This window comes from Amycolatopsis sp. FDAARGOS 1241 (assembly GCF_016889705.1).
In the GTDB taxonomy this organism is placed as follows: Bacteria; Actinomycetota; Actinomycetes; order Mycobacteriales; family Pseudonocardiaceae; genus Amycolatopsis.
Genome location: NZ_CP069526.1, coordinates 7,568,779 through 7,592,562 on the forward strand (window position 1 = coordinate 7,568,779; position 23,784 = coordinate 7,592,562).

The window sequence follows — 23,784 nt, forward strand, 5'->3', positions numbered from 1 at the left end:
CCTAACGCGACGATGCCGGCCCTGAGACCTGGTCTCGGAACTGTTTCCTGCGCCGCCCGAGGCTAAGCGCGGCGCGCGGGCGATCGGGAGCCCCGCTACCCCAACTGGTCGCGGCGGCGGGTCAGGGAGGCGGTCTCGGCGGTGTTGCCCGCCAGCTCGATGGCCTTGTCGTAGGCCGCGCGTGACTCCTGGCTGCGGCCCAGCCGGCGCAGCAAGTCGGCGCGGGCCGCGTGGTAGGCGTGGTAGCCGGCCAAGGTGCCGCCCAGACGGTCGATGGCCGCCAGTGCCACCTCCGGACCGTCGATCTCGGCGACCGCGATGGCCCGGTTGAGGGCGACGATCGGCGAGGGGTCGAGGCGGACGAGCTGGTCGTAGAGGGCAACGACCTGCGACCAGTCGGTGTCGCGGACGTCGCGGGCCGAGGTGTGCACGGCGTTGATCGCGGCGAGGATCTGATAGCGACCCGGCGCAACCCCGGCGGCGAGGCGCTCGCGCACCAGCCGGTGCCCCTCGACGACCAGCGCGGCGTCCCAGGCCCCACGGTCCTGCTGGTCGAGGGTGACCAGTTCGCCGCCGGCCGACACCCGGGCGGTGCGGCGGGCCTCGATGAGGAGCATCAGTGCCAGTAGCCCGGCCACCTCGCCGTCGTCCGGCAGGAGGGCACGGATCAGTCGGGTGAGGCGGATCGCCTCGGCGGTCAGGTCGTGCCGTACGGGATCGGTGTCGGGGCCGGTCGCGAGGTAGCCCTCGTTGAAGACGAGGTACAGCACGGCGAGTACACCGCTGACGCGGGCCGGGAGATCCTCGGCGGCCGGCACCCGATAGGGGATGCGCGCCGCCTTGATCTTGGCCTTCGCGCGGGTGATCCGCTGCCCCATCGTGGTCTCCTGCACCAGGAAGGCACGTGCGATCTCGGGCACGGTCAGACCGCCGACCATGCGCAACGTCAGCGCCAGGCGGGCTTCCATCGCCAGCGCCGGGTGGCAGCAGGTGAAGATCAGCCGGAGCCGGTCGTCGTCGATGGCGCCGAGAGGCTCGGGCGGGTCGTCGTCGTACACCAGCTGAGCCTCCTTCTGCTTGTCGTCGCGCTTGTTCTCGCGCCGGAGCCGGTCGATGGCCTTGCGGTTGGCGGTGGTGGTCAGCCACGCGCCGGGGTTGGGGGGCGCGCCTTCGGCCGGCCACCGCTCGACGGCGGTCGCGAACGCCTCGGCCGCCGCCTCCTCGGCGATGTCGAGGTCACCGAAACGCCTGGTCAGGGCGGCGACCACCCGGGCCCACTGCTCGTGGTGCACCCGGGTGATCGCCTCCTCGACGTCGCTCACAGGAATGGCCGCACCTCGATCTTGCGATCGCAGATCTTCGACGCCTCGGTGGCGAGCTTCAGCGCCACATCCAGGTCGGGGGCCTCCCACACCCAGACGCCGGCGAGGTACTCCTTCGACTCCACGAACGGCCCGTCGCTGAACACCGGCTGCTCGCCCCGGTTGTCGATGACCGTGGCCGTGGTGGTGTCCGCGAGCCCGCCCGCGAAAACCCAGTAGCCCTCGGCGATCAGTCGTTCGTTGAACGCGCTGATGGCGGGCTGCCTGTCCGTGCTGCCGGGATTGCTCTTGTCGTCGATCACGGAAACCAGGTACTGCATGCGAGGATCATCTCCTGTGGTGTCAAGACACTGTGTTGTAGATCAGGGTTGTACGGATCAGGGTTGTACGGATCAGGGTTCTACCGGTCAGGGTTGTACCGGTCAGGGACTTCAAGCCGCTGGATACCGCGGGCGCCCGGCCGGCCGGTAGACCTGGATCGTCACGCCCTTCGAGTCGACGCGCGACTCGATCAGGTCGAGCGCGAGGTCCGGGCCGGTCTCCGGGAACAATCGCGCGCCCTGGCCGAGGATCACCGGGACCACGATCAGAGTCAGTTCGTCGACCAGCTCGTTCTCCAGCAGCCACCGGGTCAGGGCACCACTGCCGTGCACCTGCAGCTCACCCCCCGGCTTGGCCTTCAGGTCCGCGATGGCGGTCCCGAGGTCGCCGGACCGGACAGTGGTGCCCGGCCGGGCGGGATCGGTGAGCGTGGTCGACGCGACGTACTTGGGCTGCGTGTTCAACGACCGCAGGACGGGCTCCCAGCCGGGGACCTCCTCGGCCGTCAAGGACCCCCACGAGCCGGCGAACAACTCGTAGGTCCGCCGGCCGAGCAGGAACGCGCCGGCGCGCTGGTAGGTCTGGTTGGTGAACGCATGGGTCTCGTTGTCACCCTTCCCCCGGGCCCATCCGCCGCGCTGGAACCCGTTCCTGCGGTCCTCATCCGACGCGTGGCCGTTTCCCTGCATCACTCCGTCGACGCTGACCTGGGTCATGGTCGTCAGCTTCATGATCGCGGTTCCTTCCCGTGGGCCGACCCTTGCGAGCGACTGCTCACCCCCTCTACGAACAGCTGCGCCCCGATCCGACACCCCTCCTGGATTTCTTTCGACGGCTCTCCGATCCGCCGGCCGACAGCACGACAGCCTCGCGGCGGCCGCGCCCCACTTCATCGAGCGCGATCCTCAGGCGAGCATCGGCTCGATCGGGAACGGCCGGTAGCCCGCGAGCTCGGGGAGGTCGAAATGCTCGAACGCATCTCGCCGCGGGTGCCAGCGGATGATGCGGCGGGTCGAGGCGTGGTGTGGCTGGGAGAAGACGAGCGTGTCGGGGCTTTCCCAGATCGGCGCCATCGGCGGGATTTCGCCGACCTCGCAGCCCGCGGGGAGCGGGTGTCGGGTCCTCGTGTCGGTGGCCAGTTCGAGCAGCGCCAAGGTGGGCGGGGTGTGCTGGAAGGAGTACAGGCTCGCGCCACCCGGGACGAAGCGGCCGGGCTGGGTGTCCAGCGTCTGCCGCCGCTCGCCCGATGCGGTGAACACCGTCATTCCCTCGGCTTCCTCGCGCACGGTTGCGCCGGACAGGGGGTCGAGTCGGTGTACCGGCGAGGCGAGAGCCACGGGTTCTCGGCCCGGCACCCAGCGAGAGCTGGTGAACGCGCCACTGCTCGACCGCGTGGAGAAGTACACAGCGCCATCGTGGATGCCCACGACGTAGCGCGTCAGGCCCTCGGACCTCGGCAGGCTCCACACTTCTTCCGTTGTCACGTCGAAGAAATGGACCTGGTCCCACGGGTGCCGGCCGGTGTGCACCTGCACGCCGGCCAAGTGCCGTCCGTCGGCGCTGCGAACGGGACGGGAGTCCAGGTCCACCGGAAGCCGGCTCCTGGCCCCGGCCCAGGTCACCAGTTGTCCTTGCCCGGCGGAGGCGGCGATGTAGATGCCGGCCGGGGTTTCGAACGCGCGGTAGCGGTAGTCGCTGTCGACCCGGCCGAGGACCACAGGTTCCCCTGCGCGCCACACGACAACCGTGCCATCGCCGGCGACGAACCCCGCGCGCGGCGGAGCACCGGCCACTGTCACCGGCTCCTCGCGGTGAACGCTCCGCGCGATCAGCCGTCGAACCGGCTGAGGCCGTGGCGCCGGGCGAGGAAGCGCTGTGACGGTGCGGTTTGTCCGGTGGATCAGCAGCTCGCTGACCGCGAATTCGAGCAGTGGTTCGACGGTTTCCGCGGGGACAGCCAGCAAGGCGGCCAGATCCTCGATGTGCGCCGGATTCGACCAGGCCGCGATGCTGGTGAGATCGGACGCGAGCCAGATGTACGCGGTGCGGAGTGCGTCGGCCTTCAACCGGGCTTCCAAAATATCCGGCAGGTCGAGCACTTCCGTGGCCGGCCGGGGCGTTCCCGCCGAGAACCCTCCGGCTCCGTCGTCCGCCAGCAGCCCCGCGGCGACCAGCAACGGAATCGCGTCCCGGCGCGTGCGCGGCGGGTCGATACCGAGCTGGGCGCACACGCTGTCCGGCGGCTGGGAGTTGCCGGGCAGCGGTTCGTCGAGCCACCCGTCCGGGCGCTTCATGCCGGCGAGCGTGAAGAACCACGACACTTCGATGACGTGGTAACCGAGCACCTGCTGCCAGCCCGGATCAGGCCGGTGAACCGCCGCCCGCGTGCGTTTGAGCCACCGCGGCGCCTCCGGGATTCCCGGCACCGGCCAGAACTGGATCAGCCACACGTCGCCTTCTTCGCCGCCGGCTGCGGGTTTCCGGCACACCCGGGCGCGAAAAAGGCCCTTGGCACCCAGATCCAGTTCGTCGCCGTAAGTGCCGCCGGTCAGCCCGCCCAGGCCCACGGCGCCCGAGCGGCTGTGAAACGGCGTCTCGACGATCTCTTCCCAGTCCTCTGGCCGCACGGCCGGCGGCCCGTCGTGCGCCTCGCAGCGAATTGCTTGGTACGGATCGCCGGTCGTGCCGTGCAGCCAGCCGTCTCCTGCCGTCGCGACCGTGCCGGACAACGCCGTCGTCGCGAGTTCACCGAGCAGTTCGTTGGCCGGCGAAGGCAAACTGTCTTCGCGGTACACGTCGCGGACCACGACTGTGCCGTGGTCGGGCAGGTACTCGTCGTCCTCGCAGAACCCCAGAAGCGCCATGCCGGGGACGTTAGCGCCCCGGACCGACACTCGTGGCGGATCGCCTCACCGAAGCGCGCGAGGCGCCCGCGGGTACGGGGCCGCTCCGGTCACGAGGCCGCGTGCCGTTCGCGGATGTCCACCGCGGTTTCCAGCATCTGCCGCGTGCTGGTGAACCAGTCCTGCAGGTTCAGGTCGACGATGAGCTCGTCCGCGCCGGCCTCCGCGGCCGTGTGAATGTCGTCCATGACCTGGTCGAGGGTGCCGACGAACGCCGAACGGTCAGGCCCAGCCGGACGGTCGGTGAAGGTCACGTTGCCCACCACGACCATCTCCATCCGGCTCGTGTCCCGCCCGTACCCGGCAGCCAGGTCCCGGATCCGGTCCCAGCTCGCCCGCAGTTCCTTCGCCCCGGCCGGGCCGGGCGTGGTGAGCAGTGGCAGCCAGCCGTCCGCCCGCTGGGCGATGCGCCGCACCGCCGCGGAAACGGTGCCGCGGCCCAGATCGGCGCCACCGCCACCCAGCAGCACGGGGATCTTCGCCACCGGCTTGGGCAGGACCGCGGCCTTGTCGATGACGACCCGAGGGCTCCGGAAGGACACCGGATCCGGCCCCCACACCGCATCGAAGACGTCCAGCGTCTCGTCGAGGAACCGGCCGCGATCCGCCCGGATGACGCCCGTGGCCTGGAATTCGTCACTCGACCAGCCGGTGCCCAATCCCGCGATCACGCGGCCACCGCTGAGCTGATCGACCGTCGCCAGCGCCTTCGCCAATTGCAGCGGCCCATGCAGTGGCGCCACCAGTACGGAAGTACCGAGGCGCACCTTCTCGGTCACCACCGCGGCGGCCGTGAGAATCGCCAGCGGATCGGCCGCCTGCCGCGAGGCTTCCGGCCACGGCACGTCCGGCAGGCCCGCATACGGTTCGACGGGCGACTCGGGGAACAGCAGCCGTTCGTAAGTCCACAGGCCGGCGTAGCCGGCCGCTTCCGCCGTTCGGGCCGCCTCGACCACGTCGTGCTGCAAGTCCACACCCAGCCGCTGGGGCAGACGGAGTCCGAGCCTCACTTGAAACCTCCGATGTCGTCGTGAATGGCCTGGCCGCAGGGACCGGGCCGAGCCGCGGACCTGCTCCACCTCCCAGGCGAAGTACGAATTTCCGCCGGCCCTGGCAATCCTTAAACCTTCACACCCATGTGAAGGTCAACGTAAGCTGGAGCACATCAGGACTGCGGAGCTTTCCGCTGAACCGGCGTTTCGCCGCGGCCCGTTCGTGCGAACGACCGGCGAGATCACCTGTCCGCGGGGCGTTTGCCCACGCCGTAGGAGCCGAGAAACACCACGTACGAGAGCGTCCAGAGGATCGCCCAGTCGACGAAACCCAGCGCGTCACCGTGGAGCGTCCCCACGGAGACCGGCTCGTGCAGCACGTGCGGCGCCAGCACGAAGTAGTCGAGCGGGTAGGTCCCGCAGGCCAGGACGCCGGTGATCGCGATGCGGACAAGCACGTTCACACCTGCGCTGAAACGCGTTGGCCGGTTGCCGAAGACATTGGCCCAGGAGATCATCCAGAACGTCCAGCACACCCCGAGTTCGGCCGCGTGCACGGTCACTCCACCGCCGAGCGCGGTGACGTTCACCGGGCCCATCAGGAACTTCACGACGGGCAGGAGGACGAAGTAGACGAGCGTTCCGAGCAGCGCGTTGCCGAACAGGGACGCCGCCGCCACCCTGGCGGGACGGCCGGCCAGGCGCCACGGCAGGTTCTCGCCCAGCACACCGGTCAGGACCGTGGACACGACCAAGGAGTAGAACCAGCCGATCATCGTCGGCGTCGACAGCAGCGCGCTGCGCGGGCTCGCCCACGTCGCGACGTTCGGCAACGCGAACACGGCGTAGGCGACCAGCGTGGGAACGAACACCAGCGTGAGCTGCCCGAATCCGCTCCAGGGCTGCCGGAATTTCGTCGACCACGGCCAATGCCCGTGGCACACCGCGGACAGCACGTAGAAGAAGAAGCCGAACAGCACGAACAGGTTGCCCGCGGTGAACCCGGCGCCACCGGCGCGTCCCGCGGCGAAACTCGGGTCGATCCGGCCCCACCCGTAGCCCAGCAGCACCGTGACGCCGATTCCGGCACCCGCCGTCGTGGCGATGCCGGCCAGCCCACGCCACGGCTGCGGCCAGCCGGCCGGCCCGAGCCACTCGAAGGTGAACGCGACCCACACCGTGCCCATCAGAAGCCAGAACAGCAATGCGGTGAACGGTTGCGGGTAGAGCCCAGTGACACTCCATTGTGGATCAGCCAGCAGCCACCACGTCACCACCGAGACCACGAGCACGACGGCCAGCGTCGCCAGTGCGCTCCGCCACCGGGGCGCGGGCCGCGGATCGACGGTGGGTTCGGGGCGGGTCAGGGATTCCTCGGCAACCGACATGGGATGCTCCTCGTTGAGCGCTTCGAAAAGATCTTGGACGGGCGGAACCGGGGCGGGCGACGCAACGCCGCCCGCCCGGTGCGACCGGTCAGGGCGAACCGGCCCAAGGCACACTCAGTCGTTCTTCAGCACGACCTTCAGCGCGCCCGTTTCCGCCGCCGCGAGGAACGTCCGGTACCCCGCTTCGGTTTCGTCGAGCGACAGGCGGTGGGTGATCATCGGGGTGGAGTCCAGCGCACCGGTCGCGATCGAGTTCATCAGCTGCGGGATCGTCAGCCCGGACGGGATGCCGGTGGTGATGGTGATCTGCTCGGCCCACAGCTTTTCCAGGTGCAGAGTCGCCGGGCCCTCGTGCACACCGATGTTGGCGATCCGGCCACCGGAGCGGACCAGGTCGGCGGTCAGCTCGAACGCGTCGGGGAAGCCCACCGCTTCGATGGTGACGTCGGCGCCGAGGCCGTCGGTGAGCTCGTCGACGAGACCGTGCACTTCGTTCTCGTCGACCGCGTGGGTGGCACCGAGTTTGAGCGCCATCTCCCGGCGGCTCGCGACGCGGTCGACCACGACGAGGTTGCGCGGGGAGAAGAGCTGAGCGGTCGACGTGGCGGACAGCCCGACGGGGCCGGCTCCGACGATCACCACGGTGTCGCCGGGTTGCACGCGTCCGTTGAGGACACCCACCTCGTAGCCGGTGGCGAGGATGTCGGTCAGGAAGAGCACCTGCTCGTCGGCGAGGTTGTCGGGGATCTTGTACACGGAGTTGCGGGCGAACGGGATCCGGGCGAATTCCGCCTGCACGCCGTCGATCGTGTTGCCCAGGGCCCAGCCGCCGTGCAGGCACTGGCCGTAGAGCCCGGCGGTGCAGAAGCGGCAGTAGCCACAGGCACTGACGCAGGCGGCCAGGATGCGGTCGCCGGGTTTCACGTTCTGCACAGAGCCGCCGACCTCGGTCACCACGCCGGTCGCCTCGTGGCCGAGCACCGTGCCCGGCTGGACGGTGGGCACCCCGCCTTTGATGATGTGCGCGTCGGTGCCGCAGATCGTGGACTGCGAGATGCGCATGACGATGTCGGTGTCCGCCTGCAGCAGCGGCATCGGGTGCTCGCGGTACTCGATCTTGCCGGGGCCCTCGTAGACGAGCGCTTTCATGAGCCAAACTCCTTTGTTTGAACCGGTATTACTCGCCGGGCCCGTACAGACCGAACCGGAGGTCGGGGTCGCCGGGGACCCACGTACCGGTGAACTGCGAACGAGCGCCCATCGCGGCGACCCGGTCGATCAGCTGGTTGCCGAGCTCCAACCGGCCCGGTTCCCAGCGCTTGAGGACGTCGGCGATTCCGCCGTCCCCGGCTTGGAGGTGTTCGTAGAGCTGCCACGCATCGTCGGCGGCTTTCGCAGTGCCCGCCGCGGCGTGCGGCCGCGCGGCGAACGCCGCGTCGCCGATGATCGCGACCCGGCCGTCGACCATGCCGGGAGTGCGCGTGTCGAAGACGACCTGTACGTAGGGCCGCTCGGTACGCGTCACGACCTCGGCGACAGCCGGTGCGAGGACGGCGGCCGCGGCCTCACGCATCTCGTCGACGTAGCGCTGCTGCACCGCGCCGGGGTGGATCGACACCGGGCACTCGAAGCCGCGGGTGTCCGTGGTCAGCTCGCGGGTCCGGCGGCGACGTTGCGGTACCAGACGTAGTTGAAGAGCCGTTTGCCGTCCGCCAGCTCGCCGTCCACGCCCGGGATCGGGTACATCACGCACTGCGTGGCGGGAGCGATGCTGTAAGTCAGGGAATCGGCCAGCAGTTCGTGCGTGTCCCGCGAGGCCTGGTCTTCCCTGACCGCGCCCCGCCAGCCCACGTAACCGGAGTACTGCCGGTCCAGGTCCGGGAACATCCGCTTCCGCCCAGTGGAGCTGATCCCGTCGGCGAAGACGACGAGATCCGCACGCTCCACCCGGCCCGAGACGAACCGGAGCTCGACCTGATCGACGTCCTGGCCGTAGCCGGCACAGAACTCGCCCAGGTGGTAGTGGTCGGTGCCGAAGTCGCTGAGCAGCGCCCGGTAGACGGTGCCCCACGAGGTGTAGCGCCAGTCGGCCGGTTCCTCGTGCAGGATCGCGTTTCCGGAGCCGAGGTAGCGCAGCCGGCTGCTGCTGGTGCTGAGTTCGGTGATCTTGCGCGCGCTGTGCCCGTCGAACCACTTCATCGTGATGGGCTACAGCACGATGCCGCCTCCCCGGTGGTCCAGCTGCTCGGGTGTTCGTTCGAACACCTCGACGGAAAAGCCGAGCTTGCGAAGCAGCAAGGCGCTCGTGAGTCCGCCGATCGAGCCGCCAACGACGACAGCGCGTGAGCCTTCGTAGTGCTGCACGATCAGTCCTCCTTGACTCGTTGCGACCGGCACAGCATGGCCGCACGCCTGGAGAGCGAGCACTGTGCAATCACCCAGCCATTGGGCGTTCGGCTGGGGACATCACCATCCGCGGGGCGGCCCGATCCGGTTGGCTGAGCTCAAAGCGACCTTCGTGGGGGGACGCCGAGGACGATCCCCGGAGACGGAGCACGGATCACCGCGCACGTCGACCGGATGGCGCGCGAATTCCTCGGCGCCGCCGGCTATTCGCCGCGCGAACCGGCCCGCGACGAGGACCGGATCCTGTTCGAGCTTCGGGTGGACCGGGGCGCCGCGTTCGGCCGACCCAGCCGCGGGTCCGGCGGCGCGGGTTCCGGGCCGTGGCCGGTCGCGCCGCCGAACACCTCGTCGGCCATGAGCGCGACCTTCAACCGCAGCAGCGCTTCGGGCTGCTGCAGGGAAACGCCGACCAGCTCCTCGACGCGTTTGAGGCGCAGCCCGATCGTGTTGGGGTGCACGAACATCGCGGCCGCCGTGCGCGCGACGGTCATCCCTTCGTCGAGGTAGCGACGGACCGTGTCGACCAGCTCGGCGTTCTTCCGATCGTCGTACTCGCGCAACGGAGTCAAGACCCTGCGCGGCGAACCGGACCAGTTCGATGGGGTCGGTCAACTGCAGCAGCAGACCGTAGACCCCGAGGTCCGGCAACGCGACCGTGCGATCGGCGCCGTGCTGCCGGGGATCTCCAGCGCGCCCCGCGCGGTGCCGACCGCCGCGGACGCCTCCTGCGCGTGCGCGCACCGCTGGCCCACGACCACCGTCACGCTCCCCTCGGCGAGTGCCCGCCGCGCGCGGGTGCGGACGAGGTCCGCCGTGGCAGCGGCATCGTCCCCCGCGACGTCTCCGGCCACAGCACGACGACGTGCTCGCCGGCGGTCGTGACCAAAGGCCTTGGCTCACAACGGTCCGCGAGACTGTGGACCACGCTCAGGAGAGCCCGCCCGGCGTGGTCCGCACATGGCGCGTCCGGCGCCGCGACGAGCACCGTGTGCGCTCGCTGCAGGTCGTGGCCGAGGTTGATCGCGCGGGCCTGCAGCCGTTCGACAGCGGCGCCCGCCAGCAAGTCGGCCAGCAGGTCGGCGCGCAGGCTCCACTCCACGTCCTCGGCGGTGCGCCGCCGGACGAGCTCGAGCGAGCAGACGAGCGCCGCGTGCTCGATCGCCCGGCCGTCCAGCTCCGCCAAGCCGGCCAGCGAACCCGGCAACCACAGGCGAGCGACGACGTCCCGCCCGAGCAGCACCGGCGCGGAGAGCCTGCCGGTCACGGGAACCTCGTCGAGGCCGTCGTCCGCGGGCTCTCCGGCGACGTCGGATGCGGGCGCGAGTTGCACACCGCGATGGGTGGCATTGGCCAGCACCGCGTTGTTCGCGTCGGTGACCAGCACCGGCCTCCCCAGCAGCTGAGCCAGCGCCTCCGTGACCCCTCGCACCCCGCCTGCCCGCGGCGCGACCGCGGTCAGCTCCCGGTGGATCGCTTCCGCCTGTTCGAGCAGCCGGCGTTGCTCGGTGAGCGAGGTGATCATCCGGGAACTCTGCAACGCCATGCCGGCCTGGCTGGCCAACGTGGCGAGGAGCGTGAGCTCGTCCTCGCCGAACTCGTGCACTTCCCACTGGTAGCAGTTCAGCGTGCCGACCTGCGTTCCGGCGATCAGCAACGGAACCGACGTGATCGCCCGGTAACCGTAGTCGCGGGCCAGTCCCGCCCACGGTTCGAAGGACGGGTCGGACATGATGTCCGCGATGGGCACCGGCGCCGCCGTGCGGAAAGCCCGGCTCGACGGGCCGATGGAGAGCGGGCCGGACGCCAGTGTGATCGTGCGCCGCTCGTTGACATCGGCGACGTAGCCGGCCGAGAGGCCCGCGGAGCCGGAAATCCGCAGCACCTCGCCCGCCTCGTCGGCGAGCAGGACCGCGCTCGTGTCGTACCCGGTCAGCTCGCAGGCCGTGCGTGCGATCAAATCGAGCAACTCGGTCAGCGGGGTCGTGGCGTTCACCGCGGCGGCGATCGCGCCGACGCCGGTCAGCCAGTGCCGCACATCGTCGCTGGTGTAGCTGCGCACGGCCACCTCGCGTATCCGGCTCCGCCCCGGACGGCAGCCCCGCGACCAGATGTGCGGAGCGACAGTGCCCGCCGCTTTTGCTGTGGAAAATACCAGCTCCCGCGCTCGGCGGAAGGCGTACGTTCCGGGGCAGGACACCGATCAGGGAGACGTCATGACGCACCCGGACCCGGCCCGGCGCATGGTCGACGCCGCGAACGCCTGGCTCGACAGCCTCGACGACCGGCAACGGTCCGCCGCGGCGGTGGCCTGGCCGTCGGACGAGGAACGGCACCGGTGGTACTACACCCCGACCGATCACGGCGGGTTGCCGCTCCAGCAGATGCGCCCGGCTCAGCAGAGTCTCGCCATGCAACTGCTGGCCACGGGATTGTCGCGCCCCGGGTACGTGACGGCCACGACGATCATGGGCTTGGAGAACGTGCTCGACCAGGTCGAAGGCTGGCAGGTCGGCTGGGGCCGGGAACGAGGCCGCGATCCCCAGCTGTACTGGCTGCGCGTGTTCGGCGAACCGAGCGTCGCCGGGCCCTGGTCGTGGCGGTTCGGCGGGCACCACATCTCGGTGCAGCACCTCGTGGCCGGCGGCCGGGTCGAGGCCAGTTCGCCGGCGTTCCTCGGCGCCGACCCGGCCGAGTCCCCGTTGCTGGGTGGGCATCTCCTACGTCCGCTCGGCGCGGCCGAGGACCTCGCACGGGACCTGGTCCGGTCTCTCGACGACGGCCAGGCGGCCCGGGCGTTGATCTCACCGGTCGCGCCGGTGGACATCGTCGGCGGCAACCGGCCCCGCATCCAGGACGGCGACCGGCTGATGCCGCTTCCCGACGTGTGGCGCGGCCGGTTCGCCGATCCCCGCCTCGCCGACCGCGTCGAGGCCATGCACCGGGGAGCCGAGGAGAAGGCGGATTTCGGGCCCGAACACGACGAGGCGGTGCGCCTCACCCGGGTCCCGAAAGGCATCGCGGCCGCCGACCTGAGCCGCGAGCAGCAAGCTCTGCTGCGCGCGGTGCTGGACGTTTTCCTCGGCCGGATCCCCGACGAACTCGCCGAGCGCGAGGCCCGCAAGTTCGCCGGGGACCGGCTGCGCCCGGTCCGCTTCGCCTGGGCCGGCGGCTTCGAACGCGGCGAGCCGCACTACTACCGGCTCCAAGGGCCACGTCTGCTCGCCGAATACGACAACACCCAGCGCGACGTCAACCACGTGCACACCGTATGGCGCGACCCCGAGGGCGACTTCGGGGACGACGTGCTCGCCCGCCACCTCGCCGCGTTCCACCCGGGCCGCTGATCCGCAGCCGGAACCGAATACGACGAGCTCGTTCAGCGCATTGCTGGGATACGCATGCGTCATTCGAGCATTGCCGCGAGGGAACAGCGTCCGGTCGCCGATCAGGGGCGCGCGGCGAAGACGTCGGCGACGGGGGACGCCGCTGAAGACGGTGGTGCTCAACGGCTCGAGGGCGCGCGGCGCGAGGAAGAGCCGCTCACCCGCACCCACGACGACCGGGTCTATGGGGATGCAGGGCAGCGGACAATCCCCACCAGAGGACCCGGTTTGCCCACCTTCCGAACCACGAACCGCGGCTGACGCTGAAGGGGTTGACGAGCCGGCGACTGCTTGCCTGTCCCACTACTCCCCCCCACTACTCCCCGGGAAGGTTCTTCGACTCCTGAGTGCGTGGTGGTTTGATTCCGGAACACGCTACAACGTGCGTCATGTCGACGCTCAAGAAAGGGGGGAAGTTGCACCTTCCCTGAGGCCAGTCCTCAACTTCTCCGAGAGCAACGAGGCGTTCATTCCACGCGACCAGTGCATGCACTGCCTCCTCATAGCCCACCGACGGCCGGCCAACTCGTGCGGTGAGTTTCTGCCGTCGATGGAAAGTCGCTCGCGCCGCGGCGGTGTCGGTGCCTCCATCCCAGATTTGGCGCTCCGCACCGCGCAGAGGTGCCTCAGCAGCCATCCGCCACACCGTCGGGCCGCCGGCCAGTAGCTCGACCAATCTTGCGCGTTCCACTGGGCTGTTCTTCCATTCAGGTTCACCGTGCTCACCCGATGTCCGCACACCGCGCCCATGCTCGCCTGCGGCAGCCGCGCGCTCGGTCGGCCGATGTCGGCGGGTCCGGGAGGTGGAGGCGCCGCACTGAATCGCGAGCGCGAGCGAAAAGTCAAGATCGCCGGGACGATCAGGGAGTGCTTCTGCGCTGCCGACGTCGGAGCGTTCCGCGGGTGCCCGGCGGCGAGCTGGGTTCCGGTCGACGGTCAGGATCACGAGGGAGCCGGTCGTGCGGAAGAGTCTCGCCGTTGTCCTGTCGCTGGTAGTCGCTGCCACAGTGGCGTCGGGAGTGGCGCCGGGAGTGGCGCCGGCCCGAGCGGGCCGATCTGCCCGAGTCGCACCCGCTGTGGGCGACTGCCGAGGCGAAGGTGGCCGAGCCGGCACCGAAGTCCACAGTGGACTTTTGGGTGTACCTGAACCCGCGTGCCGAGGCCGGCGAGGAGTCGACCGCCGCGGCGGCGTCCGACCCGCGGTCGCCGAGCTACGGGAAGTCTTGACGCCGGAGCAGGTGCGGGAGCGGTTCGGCCCGTCGGAGCAGGCGGTGTCAGCGGTGTGGAACCGGTTGTCCGGCGCCGGGTTCACGGTCGGGGCCGTGCCGTCGAACCGTGCGTACGTGTCGGCAGCCGGGACGGTCGATCAGGTCCAGCGGGCGTTCGACGTCGAGCTGGGCAAGTACTCCGTGAAGGGCAAGGCGCTGCGCGCGGCCGACGGGACCTGTCCGTGCCCGCGGCGGTGGCTGGGGACGTACTCGGGTCGTCGGTGTGGACCAGGCCATGAGCCTGTTCGAGCCGGCGGTCGCGCCGCCTGCGCCGGGCTTCCGCAACACCGGCCCGTGCAGCGCGTACTACGGCGAGAAGACCGACAAGACCGGTCCGGCGTACGGCGAACGGCTTCCGTACGCGCCGTGCGGGTCCACGCCTTCGCAGCTGCGTTCGGCGTACGGCCTGGACCAGGCCGCCCGGCTGGGTGCGGACGGCCGCGGCACGAGGATCGCGATCGTGGACGCGTTCGCCTCGCCGACGATTTTCGCCGACGTGTCGGAGTACACGAAGCGCAACGACCCCGCACACCCGCTGACGCGAGCGCGGTTCAGCCAGGACGTCCAGCCGCAGAACGCGGCGGACGAGGACCAGTGCGGCGCGTCGACCCGGTACACCGAGGAAACCCTCGACGTCGAAGCCGCGCACGCCATGGCGCCCGGCGCGGACATCCTCTACGGCGGTGCCGCCGACCGCACCAGCATCGACGCCGCGATCAACGACGTGATCGCCGGCCACAAGGCCGACCTCATCTCCAACTACCTCGCCCACCCCGGCGAAGACGGGTCCGCCGACCAGATCAAGTCGTTCGACCAGCTCATGCTGCAGGCCGTGCTCGAGGGCATCGGCGTGTACTTCGCGTCGGGCGACAACGGCGACAACGCCGCGAGCCTCGGCAAGGCGATGCCGAACTACCCCGCGTTCGCGCAGTGGGTGACCGCCGTCGGCGGCACTTCACTGGCGATCGGAGCCGACGGGGAGCGCCTGTTCGAAACGGGTTGGGAGACCGGCAAGTCGACGCTGGCGAACGTCGCCTACCCGCCGGCTTCGTTCAGCCCCGGCTCCGGCGGCGGCACGAGCCACGTGATCCCCCAAACCTTCGTACCAGCGCGGGATCGTGCCCGACGCACTATCCACAAAGGATCAGACGGCGGCGGGAAGGGGCGCGTCGTCGCGGGCATCTCGGTCGTCGGCGACGCCAGCACCGGCTTCCTCATGGGCCAGACGCAGCGCTTCCCCGACGGCGACTACTACGGCCAGTTCCGCGAGGGCGGCACCAACCTGTCCACCCCGCTGTTCGCCGGCATCGTCGCCGTGGCTGACAGCCTCGACCACTACCACCACGGCTTCCTCAACCCGGCGCTCTACCGACGTGCGGCGATGATCCACGACGTGCAGCACGTCGGCGGCGCCGTGGAGCGGATCGACTTCGCCCACAGCGTCGACGCGTCCGGCGGCCTGCTGACCTCCGCCCGGACCCTCGACGACCCCGGCCTGACCATCCACACCACCCAGGGCTACGACGACGTGACCGGGCTGGGTTCGCCTGCCGGCTTGCCGTTCCTGCTTCTCCGGTGCCGGTGGGATGGTGAAAGAGGAGCTGTGCCGACAATTCTAGGCACTCCCCCACTCGAGGGATCCGCTCACCGGTAACAGGGCCGGCACCCCCTCGCGCGGTTCATCCACAAGAGACAGTGCCGGTCAGGCGGGCAGACTGCCGGTCGCGGCGAATTCGAGGCGTTTGGCCACCGAAACGACCTGGTCACCGAAGCGTTCGTAGAAGCGCGCCAGCAGGGCCGCGTTGGACGCGACGGCGGGGCCGTCGTGCCAGGTCGGGGTGGTGATCAGGCCGAGGACGCGGGCGTGGAGGTCGTCGACGGCCTGGTCGGCGTTCTCCAGTTCGGCGTGCATGCCCTCGACCGGTGCGGCGAGCAGTTCGGTGAGCCGGTCGGCCATGGCGGCGGTGAGCTCACCGAGCACGCTGAACATCTCTTCCAGCTCGGCGGGGACCGCGTGGTGGGGGTGGTGGAATCGGGCGATGCCGGCGATGTGGGCCGCCAGGTCGCCCATCCGCTCGATCTTGTCCGCGCTGTAAACCGCGGCGAGCACGCTCCGCAGCTCGTGGGCGACCGGCGCCTGCAACGCCAGCAGCGCCTGGGCGTGCTCTTCGCACTCGGCGCGCCGCCAGTCCAGCTCGGCGTCTCCGCTGAGCACCTGCTCGGCCAGCAGCAGGTCCGCGGTCAGGAGCGCTCTGGTGGCTTCTCGCATCGCCTGCGTGCTGAACGCGCACATTTCACTCAGCTCGCCGCCGAGCTGAGCCAACTCGCCGTGGAACGTGTCCCGCACACCTCCACGGTAGTCCTCTCGGTGGCACCCGCCAGAGCTGCAACACGACTGTCATGATCGGCGCCCCGGCGGGCGTGTGCCGCAGGTCAGGGCCCTCTTCGCGACTCGACGTGCGGCTTCCGGGATTTTTCGCGACGCAGACCCCTCACCCGGCGCGGGTGATGCGGCACCGGCCGTGTCCTCGCTAAGCCGGTAGCAGAGGTAAGTGTCTGCGCTTCCGACCGGGGGAGGTCATGCTCGTGCTTGCTGCCTGGGAGTCTGATCCGCAGCAGAGCGCGGGGGCGCGGCTGCGTGGGCGTCAGGGCCGTCTCCCTCGGCGAGGGACGCGATGACACTCGAACCGGACCCGCCCTTCCGGCCGGTCCGCACCCGGGACGGCTACCCGCCGCTCGAGGACCTCGGGCTGATCGGCGACGGATCGACCATCGCGCTGGCCGGCCTGGACGGCAGCATCCGCTGGTTGTGCCTCCCGCGTTTCGATTCCGAGCCGCTGTTGTGCGGTTTGCTGGACCGTGAGCACGGCGGTCAGTTCAGCATCACGCCCGAAGGCCTGACCGAGGCGCGGGAGCGGTACGAGCCCGACACCGGGGTGCTGGTCACCGAGCTGCGCAGCGCGACCGGCACGGTCCGGATCACCGATGCGCTGGCGCTGCGCCCGGGCGCCGACCTCACCGATGACGTGCCCGCGGGCCGGGGTGAGCTGGTCCGATCGGTGGTGGTCCTGCACGGGCACGTGCGGCTGCGGGTGGATCTGGAGCCCCGTGACGGCGCCCAGGCCCGCGTTGCCGCCAGCGGCCTGGTGGTCATGCCCGCGCGGCGGCCGGACCTGCGGCTGCACCTGCGGTCCAGCCGACCGCTCAGTGGCCTGCACGGGAGTTACGACCTGGTGCAGGGCGATTCGGTGGACCTGGTGCTGTCGTGGGGCCGCATTCACCGCCACCACCGGTTCGACGCGAGCGCGATGCTCGAGGCCACCGCAGGGGCGTGGCGCAAGTGGATGGCGGGCTTCAGCTACGCCGGCCCGGCCGAGCCCTTGGTCCGGCGGGCTGCGATCACCTTGAAGCTGTGCGACCACTGGGTCAGCGGGTCACTCGTCGCCGCGCCGACGTCGTCCTTGCCGGCGCCGGTCGGCGGAGTGCGCAACTGGGACTACCGCTACACCTGGATCCGGGACGCGGCCTTCACCGTGTTCGCCCTGCGCCGGATCGGGTTCGCGGACGAGGCCGACGCGTTCCTGGGCTGGGTGCTGGACGCGTTCGAGCAGAGCCGGCGGCCGCGGATCATGTACGACCTCGACGGCGGACCGGTCCCGGCGGAATGGGAGGACGCGGGTCTCGAAGGGTACCGGCGCTCCGCCCCGGTGCGGTGGGGCAACGGCGCGGCCGACCAGCGCCAGCACGACGTCTACGGCGAGGTCCTCGACTGCGCAGACCAGTGGGTCCGCGCCGGCAACCAGCTCGAACAGCCGCTGTGGTCCGCGCTGGCCGGGCTCGCCGAGGCCGCCGGGGAGTCCTGGCGCCAACCCGACCAGGGCATCTGGGAGGTGCGCAGCGAGGGCCGGGTCTTCACCTACTCCGCGGCGATGTGCCAGGTGGCGTTGGACCGCGCCGCGTCCATCGGCGAGCGGCTGGGCCTGCCGGGGCCGGTTCCGGCGTGGCGCGCAGCCGCGGCCAAGCTGCGCCAGATCATCCTCGACGAGTCCTGGGACGAGCGAGCCCAGACGCTGAGCGAGCACCTCGACGGCGGCGGCAGCCTGGACGCGAGCCTGCTCGCCCTTCCGCTGCGGCGGGTCCTCCCCGCCGGTCACCCGCGCATGGTGGCCACCACCGCGGCCGTGGCCGAGCGCCTGTCGGCCGGCGGCGGATTGCTCTACCGCTATTTGCACGACGACTCTCCCGACGGCATCGCCGGTGACGAGGGCGCCTTCCTGCTGTGCAGCTTCTGGCTGGTCGACAACCTGGCCCTGCAGGGCCGGCTCGACGAGGCCGACGAGCTCTACGCCTCGCTGTGCGCCCGGGCCAGTCCACTCGGCCTGCTGCCGGAGCAGATCGACCCGTCGACGGGCGAGTTCACCGGGAACTTTCCGCAGGCGTTCAGTCACATCGGCGTGATCGCCAGCGGCGTGACTCTCGCCAGGGCCAGGGCACGTGCATCGAGATGATGGAGCGGCTCGCGATCTTCGGGGCGACCGGTGACCTCACCGCGCGCTACCTGTTGCCCGGGCTCGCCGCATTGCGAGCAGCCGGGCACCTCGGCGACAGCTTCCAGCTGGCCGGCGCCGGCCGGCACGACTGGGACACCGCCGAGTTCCGGTGCTGGGCCGGCGCCCAGCTCGACCGGCACGCCGGAGAACTCCCGGCTTCGGTCAGGGACACCGTCGTGGCGGCATCGCACTATCGGCGTGCAGACGTCAGCGACCCCGCCGAAGTCGCTGCTGTCGTCGCCGGTGACGGGCCGGTCGCCGCGTACCTGGCGCTGCCTCCGGCCGTGTTCCCCGCGGCGGTCTCCGCTCTGTCCGAAGCGGACCTGGCACCCGGCAGCAGGATCGTCCTGGAGAAGCCGTTCGGTGAGGACCTCGACAGCGCGGTGGAGCTGAATCGCCTGCTCGCCGACCTCATGCCCGAGCAGGCGGTGTTCCGCGTCGACCACTTCCTCGCCATGACCACGGTCCAGAACGTGCTCGGCACCCGGCTGGCCAACCGCATGCTGGAGCCGGTCTGGAACGCCGCGCACATCGCCGAAGTGGACATCACCTGGGACGAATCACTGGCGCTGGAAGGCCGGGCGGGCTACTACGACGGCGCCGGCGCGCTCAAGGACATGGTGCAGAACCACCTGCTGCAACTGCTCTGCCTCGTCGCCATGGAACCGCCGATCAGCCTGGGCGAACGCGACCTGCGCGACCGCAAGCTCGACGTGCTGCGCTCGGTGCAGCCGCTCACCGACGCCGACATCGTCCACCGCACGCGCCGCGCCCGTTACACGGCCGGGCGGCTCGACGGCCGTGAAGTCCCCGCCTACACCGGCGAGGCCGGCGTGGACACCGCCCGCCGCACCGAGACCTTCGCCGAGGTGGAACTCGAACTGGACAACTGGCGCTGGGCGGGCACGATCTTCCGGCTCCGCAGCGGGAAAGCACTCCGGCGAGACCGCAAGGAGGTAGCGGTGCACTTCCGGCACGTGCCGCACCTGCCCCTCGGCCACAGCGGAGAAGCGCTGCCCAACGTGCTGAGGTTCGGGCTCGACCCCGAGGACGTGACCCTGGACCTGACCGGCATCGGGGCCAGCGCCCACACCTTCGCCCCGCTCACGCTGACCGCCCGGATCGACCCGCCCGAGCTGCCCGCCTACGGCCGGCTGCTGCTGGACGTGCTGGACGGCAACGCGGCCCTGTCCATCCGCGGCGACGAAGCCGAGGAAGCGTGGCGCGTCCTCACCCCCGTGCTGTCGGCCTGGGCCAAGGACCTCGTCCCGCTCGACGAATACCCCGCCGGCTCGGACGGGCCGGCGGAAGGAACCCGCTAGCCGGCCTGCCCGCCGGCGCGTGCCGCGACCCGCCGGCGCAGAAGGGAGGGCACGACCGATGGAACAAGATCGCCCGCTGCTCAGGAGCCAGCGGCTGCGCCTGGTCAACCACCAGGGTGACGCGCTCCGACTCGGGATGAACTGGACAGAGGAAGACCTCGGCAAACCGCAGGTGCTGGTCGACAGCGCCTACGGCATGGGCCACCCGGGCACGTTCCACTTCCGGGAACTGATCGAGGAAGTCAGCAACGGTGTCTACGAGGCCGGCGGGAAACCGGGGGTCTTCACCGTGAGCGACATCTGCGACGGCGTCGTCCAGGCCACGGACGGCATGAGCTATTCGCTCATCTCCCGCGACATCATGGCGGCCATGATCGAGATCCACGCGCTGGGACATCCCCACGACGGCATGGTCCTGATCTCCGGCAACGACAAATCGGTTCCCGCCCACCTGCTCGCGATCGCCCGCTGCGACCTGCCGGCCATCCACCTGCCCGGAGGCACTCAGCTGAACGCACCCGACTACGTGACGTCGAACAAGATGTGGGAGATGGGGGCCGCCGTCGAACGCGGCGAGCTTCCGCGCCAAGACCTGGAGAGCGCGCAGCGCGGCGCGTGCCCGACCTGCGGGGCGTGCCAGTTCATGGGCAGCGCCAGCACCGGACAAGTGCTGGCCGAGGCACTCGGCCTGGCCCTGCCCGGATCCGCGCTCGTCCCGGCGCCACTGACCAAACTGCTGCGGTACGCCAGGGCGACGGGCAAACAGCTCGTCACCATGATCCACCAGAACCTGACGCCACGGCGCATCCTGACGCGTGAGGCATTCGAAAACGCCATCATCATCCACGCCGCTGTCGGCGGATCGACCAACGCGCTCCTGCATCTCCCGCCGATCGCGCAGGAAGCGGGTGTCGAGATCACCATCGACGACTTCGACCGCATCCACCGGCGGGTCCCCGTGCTCGCCAACGTGAAGACGACCGGCCGCTACCCGGTCGAATACTTCTGGTACGCGGGCGGCGTTCCCGCGGTCATGCTCGAGCTCCGGGAAATGCTGCACCTCGGCTGTCTCACCGTGACCGGCAAAACGCTCGGCGAGAACCTCGAGGACATCGAGCACGACCCGTTCTTCTTCGCGGAACGGCGCGGTTACCTCAACAACGTCAAGGTCGAGCGTGACGAGATCATCCGCACGCGGTCCGACCCGTTCAGCGCCGACGGTGGAGTGGCCGTGCTGTACGGGAACCTCGCGCCCGCCGGCGCGATGATCAAGACGTTCTCCGTACCCGAGCAGATGCACGTCCACACCGGGCCCGCCCGGGTGTTCGACTTCGAAGAAGAAGCGGTCCACGCTCTGGTCAAGCGCCAGATCTCGCCGGGCGACGTCCTCGTCATCCGCTACGAGGGTCCACGCGCCAACGGCATGCCGGAGATGTACTACGCGGCCGCCATCCTCTCCGCCGACCGCGTCCTGAACACCACCACCGCGATCGTCACCGACGGCCGTTACTCGGGTGCGATGAGAGGACCGTGCATCGGGCACGTCGCACCCGAAGCGCTGGAAGGCGGTCCGATCGCGCTCATCGAGGACAACGACCTCATCGAGATCAACGCGCCCGAACGGCGGCTCGCGATCGTCGGGGTGAAAGGCGAACGCCGCCCGCCGGACGAGGTCGAGACCGTTCTCGCGGAGCGACGCAGCATCTGGAAGCCGCCGCAACCACGCCACAGCAAGGGAATCCTCTCGCTGTACTCACGGGTTGCCCCCGGCACGGCCGAAGGAGCCTCGATCACCTAGGGCAGAACGCGTCCACCTCGTGAAGGTGCCGAAAATGACGAAGCAAACGCAGCAGACCGTGGTCATCGCCGACTACGACTACGGTGACGTGGACGTCGAGCGGGCGATCGTCGAGGACGCCGGTCTCCGGCTGGTCGCCGCCGACTGCAAGACCGAGGACGAGGTCATCGCGGCCGCCGCGGATGCCGACGCGATCATCGTCCAGTACGCCACGGTCGGAGCGAAGGCGATCAACGCCTTCACCCGGTGCAAGGTCATCGCGCGCTACGGCACCGGTGTCGACATCGTCGACGTGGGCTCGGCCACCCGGCGCGGCATCCTCGTGACCAACGTCCCCAACGACTGGTGCGAGAACGAGGTCGCCGATCACGCCATGGCCCTGCTCCTCGCCGCCGCCAGGAAGATCCGCGGCTACGATCGCGCGGCCCGCGCCGGGACCTGGCAGTGGCAGTCCGGCGAACCGATCCGGCGGCTGCAGGGACGTACCCTCGGGCTGCTGGCGTTCGGCGCGATCGCGCAGGCGATCGCGACGAGGGCACGCGCGTTCGGCATGCTCGTCATGGCCCATGATCCTTACCTGGCGCCGGAAGACGTGGTGGCGCACGGTGCCCAGCCGGCCTCCTTCGACGAGTTGCTCGCGCACTCGGACTACCTCGTGGTCCAGGCGCCGCTGACCGAGGAGACCCACCACCTCATCGGCGAGCCGGAACTCCGGCGCATGAAGCCGACGTCGATTCTCATCAACACGGCTCGCGGGCCCATCATCGACGACGAGGCGCTGTACGCGGCGTTGAACGAAGGCCGGATCACCGCAGCGGGCTTGGACGACCTCGAGGAGGAACCCGCCAAGCAGCGGAACTGGAAACCGGTGAACCCGCTGTTCAGCCTGGACAACGTGCTCATCACGCCGCATGCGGCCTACTACTCCGACGAAGCGATCCGCACGGTCCGCGACTTCGCGGCCCACGAGGTGGTGCGGGTGCTGACCGGGGCGCCGCCGCTGTCACCCGTGAACGCCGCCGAACTCGCCGTTGTCCATTCCGGACCGTCGTCGTGAGCCGCGCGGCGGGACGTTCGCCGTTCGCCTCGGCCGGGTCCGTCAGCTCCGAGACCGTGACGGTGGAAGAAGGTGAGCGGGCATGACCGCGTGGGGACGCACGATGGTGGTCGGAACGGATGGCTCGCCCGGGGCCCAGGAGGCCGTGCGGTGGGCGGCGGCCATGGCGTCGGAGCGCAAGCGTGATCTGCTGATCGCGCACGGCATGGAGTTCATCCTCCGCTTCCACGACCTCGACATCGCGGGGATCGACGAGGTGGGCACGCTGGCCCAGCACGTCGCGGAAAGCTATGTCGCCGAAGCCCGCGAGGTGGCGCTCACGGTGGACCGTTCACTCACCGTCACGACTGAAATAGTGCCCGAATCGGCCGCGGCTCTGCTGGTCGACCTGTCCCGCAACGCGCGGATGGTCGTGCTGGGCGGGAGCGGGATGGGCGCGTTGAGCGGCATACTCGTCGGCTCGGCCGTGCCGACGGTCGTGAGCCAGGCGCACTGCCCGGTGGCGGTCGTCCGCGACCGCGACGGGACGGTGCCGACGGTGGGGCCGGTGGTGGTCGGCGTCGACGGGAGCCCGAACAGCGAGCAGGCGATCGGCGTCGCCTTCGAGGAAGCATCGTTCCGCGGGGTGCCCCTGGTCGCCGTGTACGCCTGGAGTGACATCACGTACGAGTACATGTACGGGACGGCGAAGGTGATGCCGCAGTGGGAAGCCATCGAGCCGGCCGAGCAGCGGCTGCTGGCCCAGCGGCTGGCAGGCTGTCAAGAAGACCACCCGGACGTGCAGGTCCGGCGCCGCCTGGTGCGCAACAACCCGCGGCAGGCGTTGCTGGAGGAGTCGGCGCACGCGCAACTGGTGGTGGTCGGCAGCCGCGGCCGCGGCGGGTTCAAGGGGCTGCTGCTGGGGTCGACGAGCCAGGCGTTGGTCCGGCAGGCGCAATGTCCCGTGCTCATCGTCCGCCCGGAGCCGGCGGCGTGACGGTGCCGAACGGGTTTTTCGCGCGGTCGTTGGCTCGTGTGACGTTGGCGCGCGAGAACGGTTGTCCGGCCCTTTCACACCACGAAGGGATCCTTCAC

Annotated in this window: 20 protein-coding genes and 1 pseudogene; 8 read left to right on the forward strand and 13 right to left on the reverse strand. The window is 70.1% G+C overall.

Annotated features, from left to right (window positions below; translation table 11 throughout):
* Positions 1-95: 95 nt before the first annotated feature.
* From I6J71_RS36800 to I6J71_RS36845, 12 genes are all read right to left on the reverse strand, one after another.
* The gene (locus I6J71_RS36800) at positions 96-1,322 is read right to left on the reverse strand and encodes an RNA polymerase sigma factor (RefSeq protein WP_204091072.1); all 1,227 of its coding nucleotides are present in this window, start codon (positions 1,320-1,322) and stop codon (positions 96-98) included.
* Positions 1,319-1,642 (reverse strand): YciI family protein, encoded by a 324-nt coding sequence (locus I6J71_RS36805; protein WP_204091073.1) that lies wholly within the window; start codon positions 1,640-1,642, stop codon positions 1,319-1,321. The genes I6J71_RS36800 and I6J71_RS36805 overlap by 4 nt, the downstream gene beginning before the upstream one ends.
* A 111-nt stretch (positions 1,643-1,753) precedes the next feature.
* Positions 1,754-2,374 carry a dihydrofolate reductase family protein gene (locus tag I6J71_RS36810; RefSeq protein ID WP_204091074.1) on the reverse strand — a complete coding sequence of 207 codons (621 nt, stop codon included), beginning with the start codon at positions 2,372-2,374 and terminating at the stop codon, positions 1,754-1,756.
* A 174-nt stretch (positions 2,375-2,548) separates the two neighbouring features.
* The gene (locus I6J71_RS36815) at positions 2,549-4,507 is read right to left on the reverse strand and encodes a hypothetical protein (RefSeq protein WP_204091075.1); all 1,959 of its coding nucleotides are present in this window, start codon (positions 4,505-4,507) and stop codon (positions 2,549-2,551) included.
* 89 nt (positions 4,508-4,596) lie between these two features.
* The gene (locus I6J71_RS36820; RefSeq protein ID WP_204091076.1) at positions 4,597-5,556 is read right to left on the reverse strand and encodes an LLM class F420-dependent oxidoreductase; all 960 of its coding nucleotides are present in this window, start codon (positions 5,554-5,556) and stop codon (positions 4,597-4,599) included.
* A gap of 224 nt (positions 5,557-5,780) precedes the next feature.
* Entirely contained in the window at positions 5,781-6,926 is a 1,146-nt protein-coding gene (locus I6J71_RS36825; protein ID WP_204091077.1) for a hypothetical protein, read from the reverse strand.
* Positions 6,927-7,040: 114 nt separating this feature from the next.
* A complete protein-coding gene (locus I6J71_RS36830; protein WP_204091078.1) occupies positions 7,041-8,075 on the reverse strand; it encodes an alcohol dehydrogenase catalytic domain-containing protein in 1,035 nt (344 codons plus the stop codon).
* 28 nt (positions 8,076-8,103) lie between these two features.
* A complete protein-coding gene (locus I6J71_RS49275) occupies positions 8,104-8,544 on the reverse strand; it encodes an FAD-dependent monooxygenase (RefSeq protein ID WP_239154117.1) in 441 nt (146 codons plus the stop codon).
* A 29-nt stretch (positions 8,545-8,573) separates the two neighbouring features.
* Positions 8,574-9,125, reverse strand: coding sequence for a hypothetical protein (locus tag I6J71_RS49280; protein ID WP_239154118.1), 552 nt, complete (start codon positions 9,123-9,125; stop codon positions 8,574-8,576).
* 9 nt (positions 9,126-9,134) lie between these two features.
* On the reverse strand, positions 9,135-9,290 hold the full coding sequence (locus I6J71_RS49285; RefSeq protein ID WP_239154119.1) for an NAD(P)-binding protein: 156 nt from the start codon (positions 9,288-9,290) through the stop codon (positions 9,135-9,137).
* Between the two features lie 245 nt (positions 9,291-9,535).
* Complete coding sequence (locus I6J71_RS36840; protein ID WP_204091079.1) at positions 9,536-9,901, reverse strand: CdaR family transcriptional regulator; 366 nt, start codon at positions 9,899-9,901, stop codon at positions 9,536-9,538.
* 191 nt (positions 9,902-10,092) lie between these two features.
* The gene (locus tag I6J71_RS36845) at positions 10,093-11,391 is read right to left on the reverse strand and encodes a GAF domain-containing protein (RefSeq protein ID WP_204091080.1); all 1,299 of its coding nucleotides are present in this window, start codon (positions 11,389-11,391) and stop codon (positions 10,093-10,095) included.
* Between the two features lie 154 nt (positions 11,392-11,545).
* Between I6J71_RS36845 and I6J71_RS36850 the strand changes: the two genes are divergently transcribed.
* From I6J71_RS36850 to I6J71_RS36855, 3 genes and pseudogenes are all read left to right on the forward strand, one after another.
* Positions 11,546-12,676 carry a DUF3500 domain-containing protein gene (locus I6J71_RS36850; RefSeq protein ID WP_204091081.1) on the forward strand — a complete coding sequence of 377 codons (1,131 nt, stop codon included), beginning with the start codon at positions 11,546-11,548 and terminating at the stop codon, positions 12,674-12,676.
* A gap of 1,277 nt (positions 12,677-13,953) precedes the next feature.
* Positions 13,954-14,097: pseudogene (locus I6J71_RS49290) on the forward strand (protease pro-enzyme activation domain-containing protein); the annotation flags it as partial.
* A gap of 121 nt (positions 14,098-14,218) precedes the next feature.
* A complete protein-coding gene (locus I6J71_RS36855; protein WP_239154120.1) occupies positions 14,219-15,637 on the forward strand; it encodes a serine protease in 1,419 nt (472 codons plus the stop codon).
* 48 nt (positions 15,638-15,685) lie between these two features.
* Here the strand turns inward: I6J71_RS36855 and I6J71_RS36860 are convergent, their stop codons facing one another.
* Positions 15,686-16,330 (reverse strand): PhoU domain-containing protein, encoded by a 645-nt coding sequence (locus I6J71_RS36860; RefSeq protein WP_204091082.1) that lies wholly within the window; start codon positions 16,328-16,330, stop codon positions 15,686-15,688.
* Between the two features lie 328 nt (positions 16,331-16,658).
* Here I6J71_RS36860 and I6J71_RS36865 point away from each other — a divergent pair, with 328 nt between their 5' ends.
* The 5 genes from I6J71_RS36865 (at position 16,659) to I6J71_RS36885 (ending at position 23,686) form a co-directional block, all read left to right on the forward strand.
* Positions 16,659-18,491 carry a glycoside hydrolase family 15 protein gene (locus I6J71_RS36865; RefSeq protein ID WP_204091083.1) on the forward strand — a complete coding sequence of 611 codons (1,833 nt, stop codon included), beginning with the start codon at positions 16,659-16,661 and terminating at the stop codon, positions 18,489-18,491.
* Positions 18,488-19,855 carry a glucose-6-phosphate dehydrogenase gene (locus tag I6J71_RS36870; RefSeq protein WP_204091084.1) on the forward strand — a complete coding sequence of 456 codons (1,368 nt, stop codon included), beginning with the start codon at positions 18,488-18,490 and terminating at the stop codon, positions 19,853-19,855. The genes I6J71_RS36865 and I6J71_RS36870 overlap by 4 nt, the downstream gene beginning before the upstream one ends.
* A gap of 58 nt (positions 19,856-19,913) precedes the next feature.
* A complete protein-coding gene (ilvD, locus tag I6J71_RS36875) occupies positions 19,914-21,653 on the forward strand; it encodes a dihydroxy-acid dehydratase (protein ID WP_204091085.1) in 1,740 nt (579 codons plus the stop codon).
* A gap of 34 nt (positions 21,654-21,687) precedes the next feature.
* Positions 21,688-22,710, forward strand: coding sequence for a C-terminal binding protein (locus I6J71_RS36880; RefSeq protein ID WP_204091086.1), 1,023 nt, complete (start codon positions 21,688-21,690; stop codon positions 22,708-22,710).
* An 82-nt stretch (positions 22,711-22,792) separates the two neighbouring features.
* Positions 22,793-23,686, forward strand: coding sequence for a universal stress protein (locus I6J71_RS36885; RefSeq protein ID WP_204091087.1), 894 nt, complete (start codon positions 22,793-22,795; stop codon positions 23,684-23,686).
* Positions 23,687-23,784 lie beyond the last annotated feature (98 nt).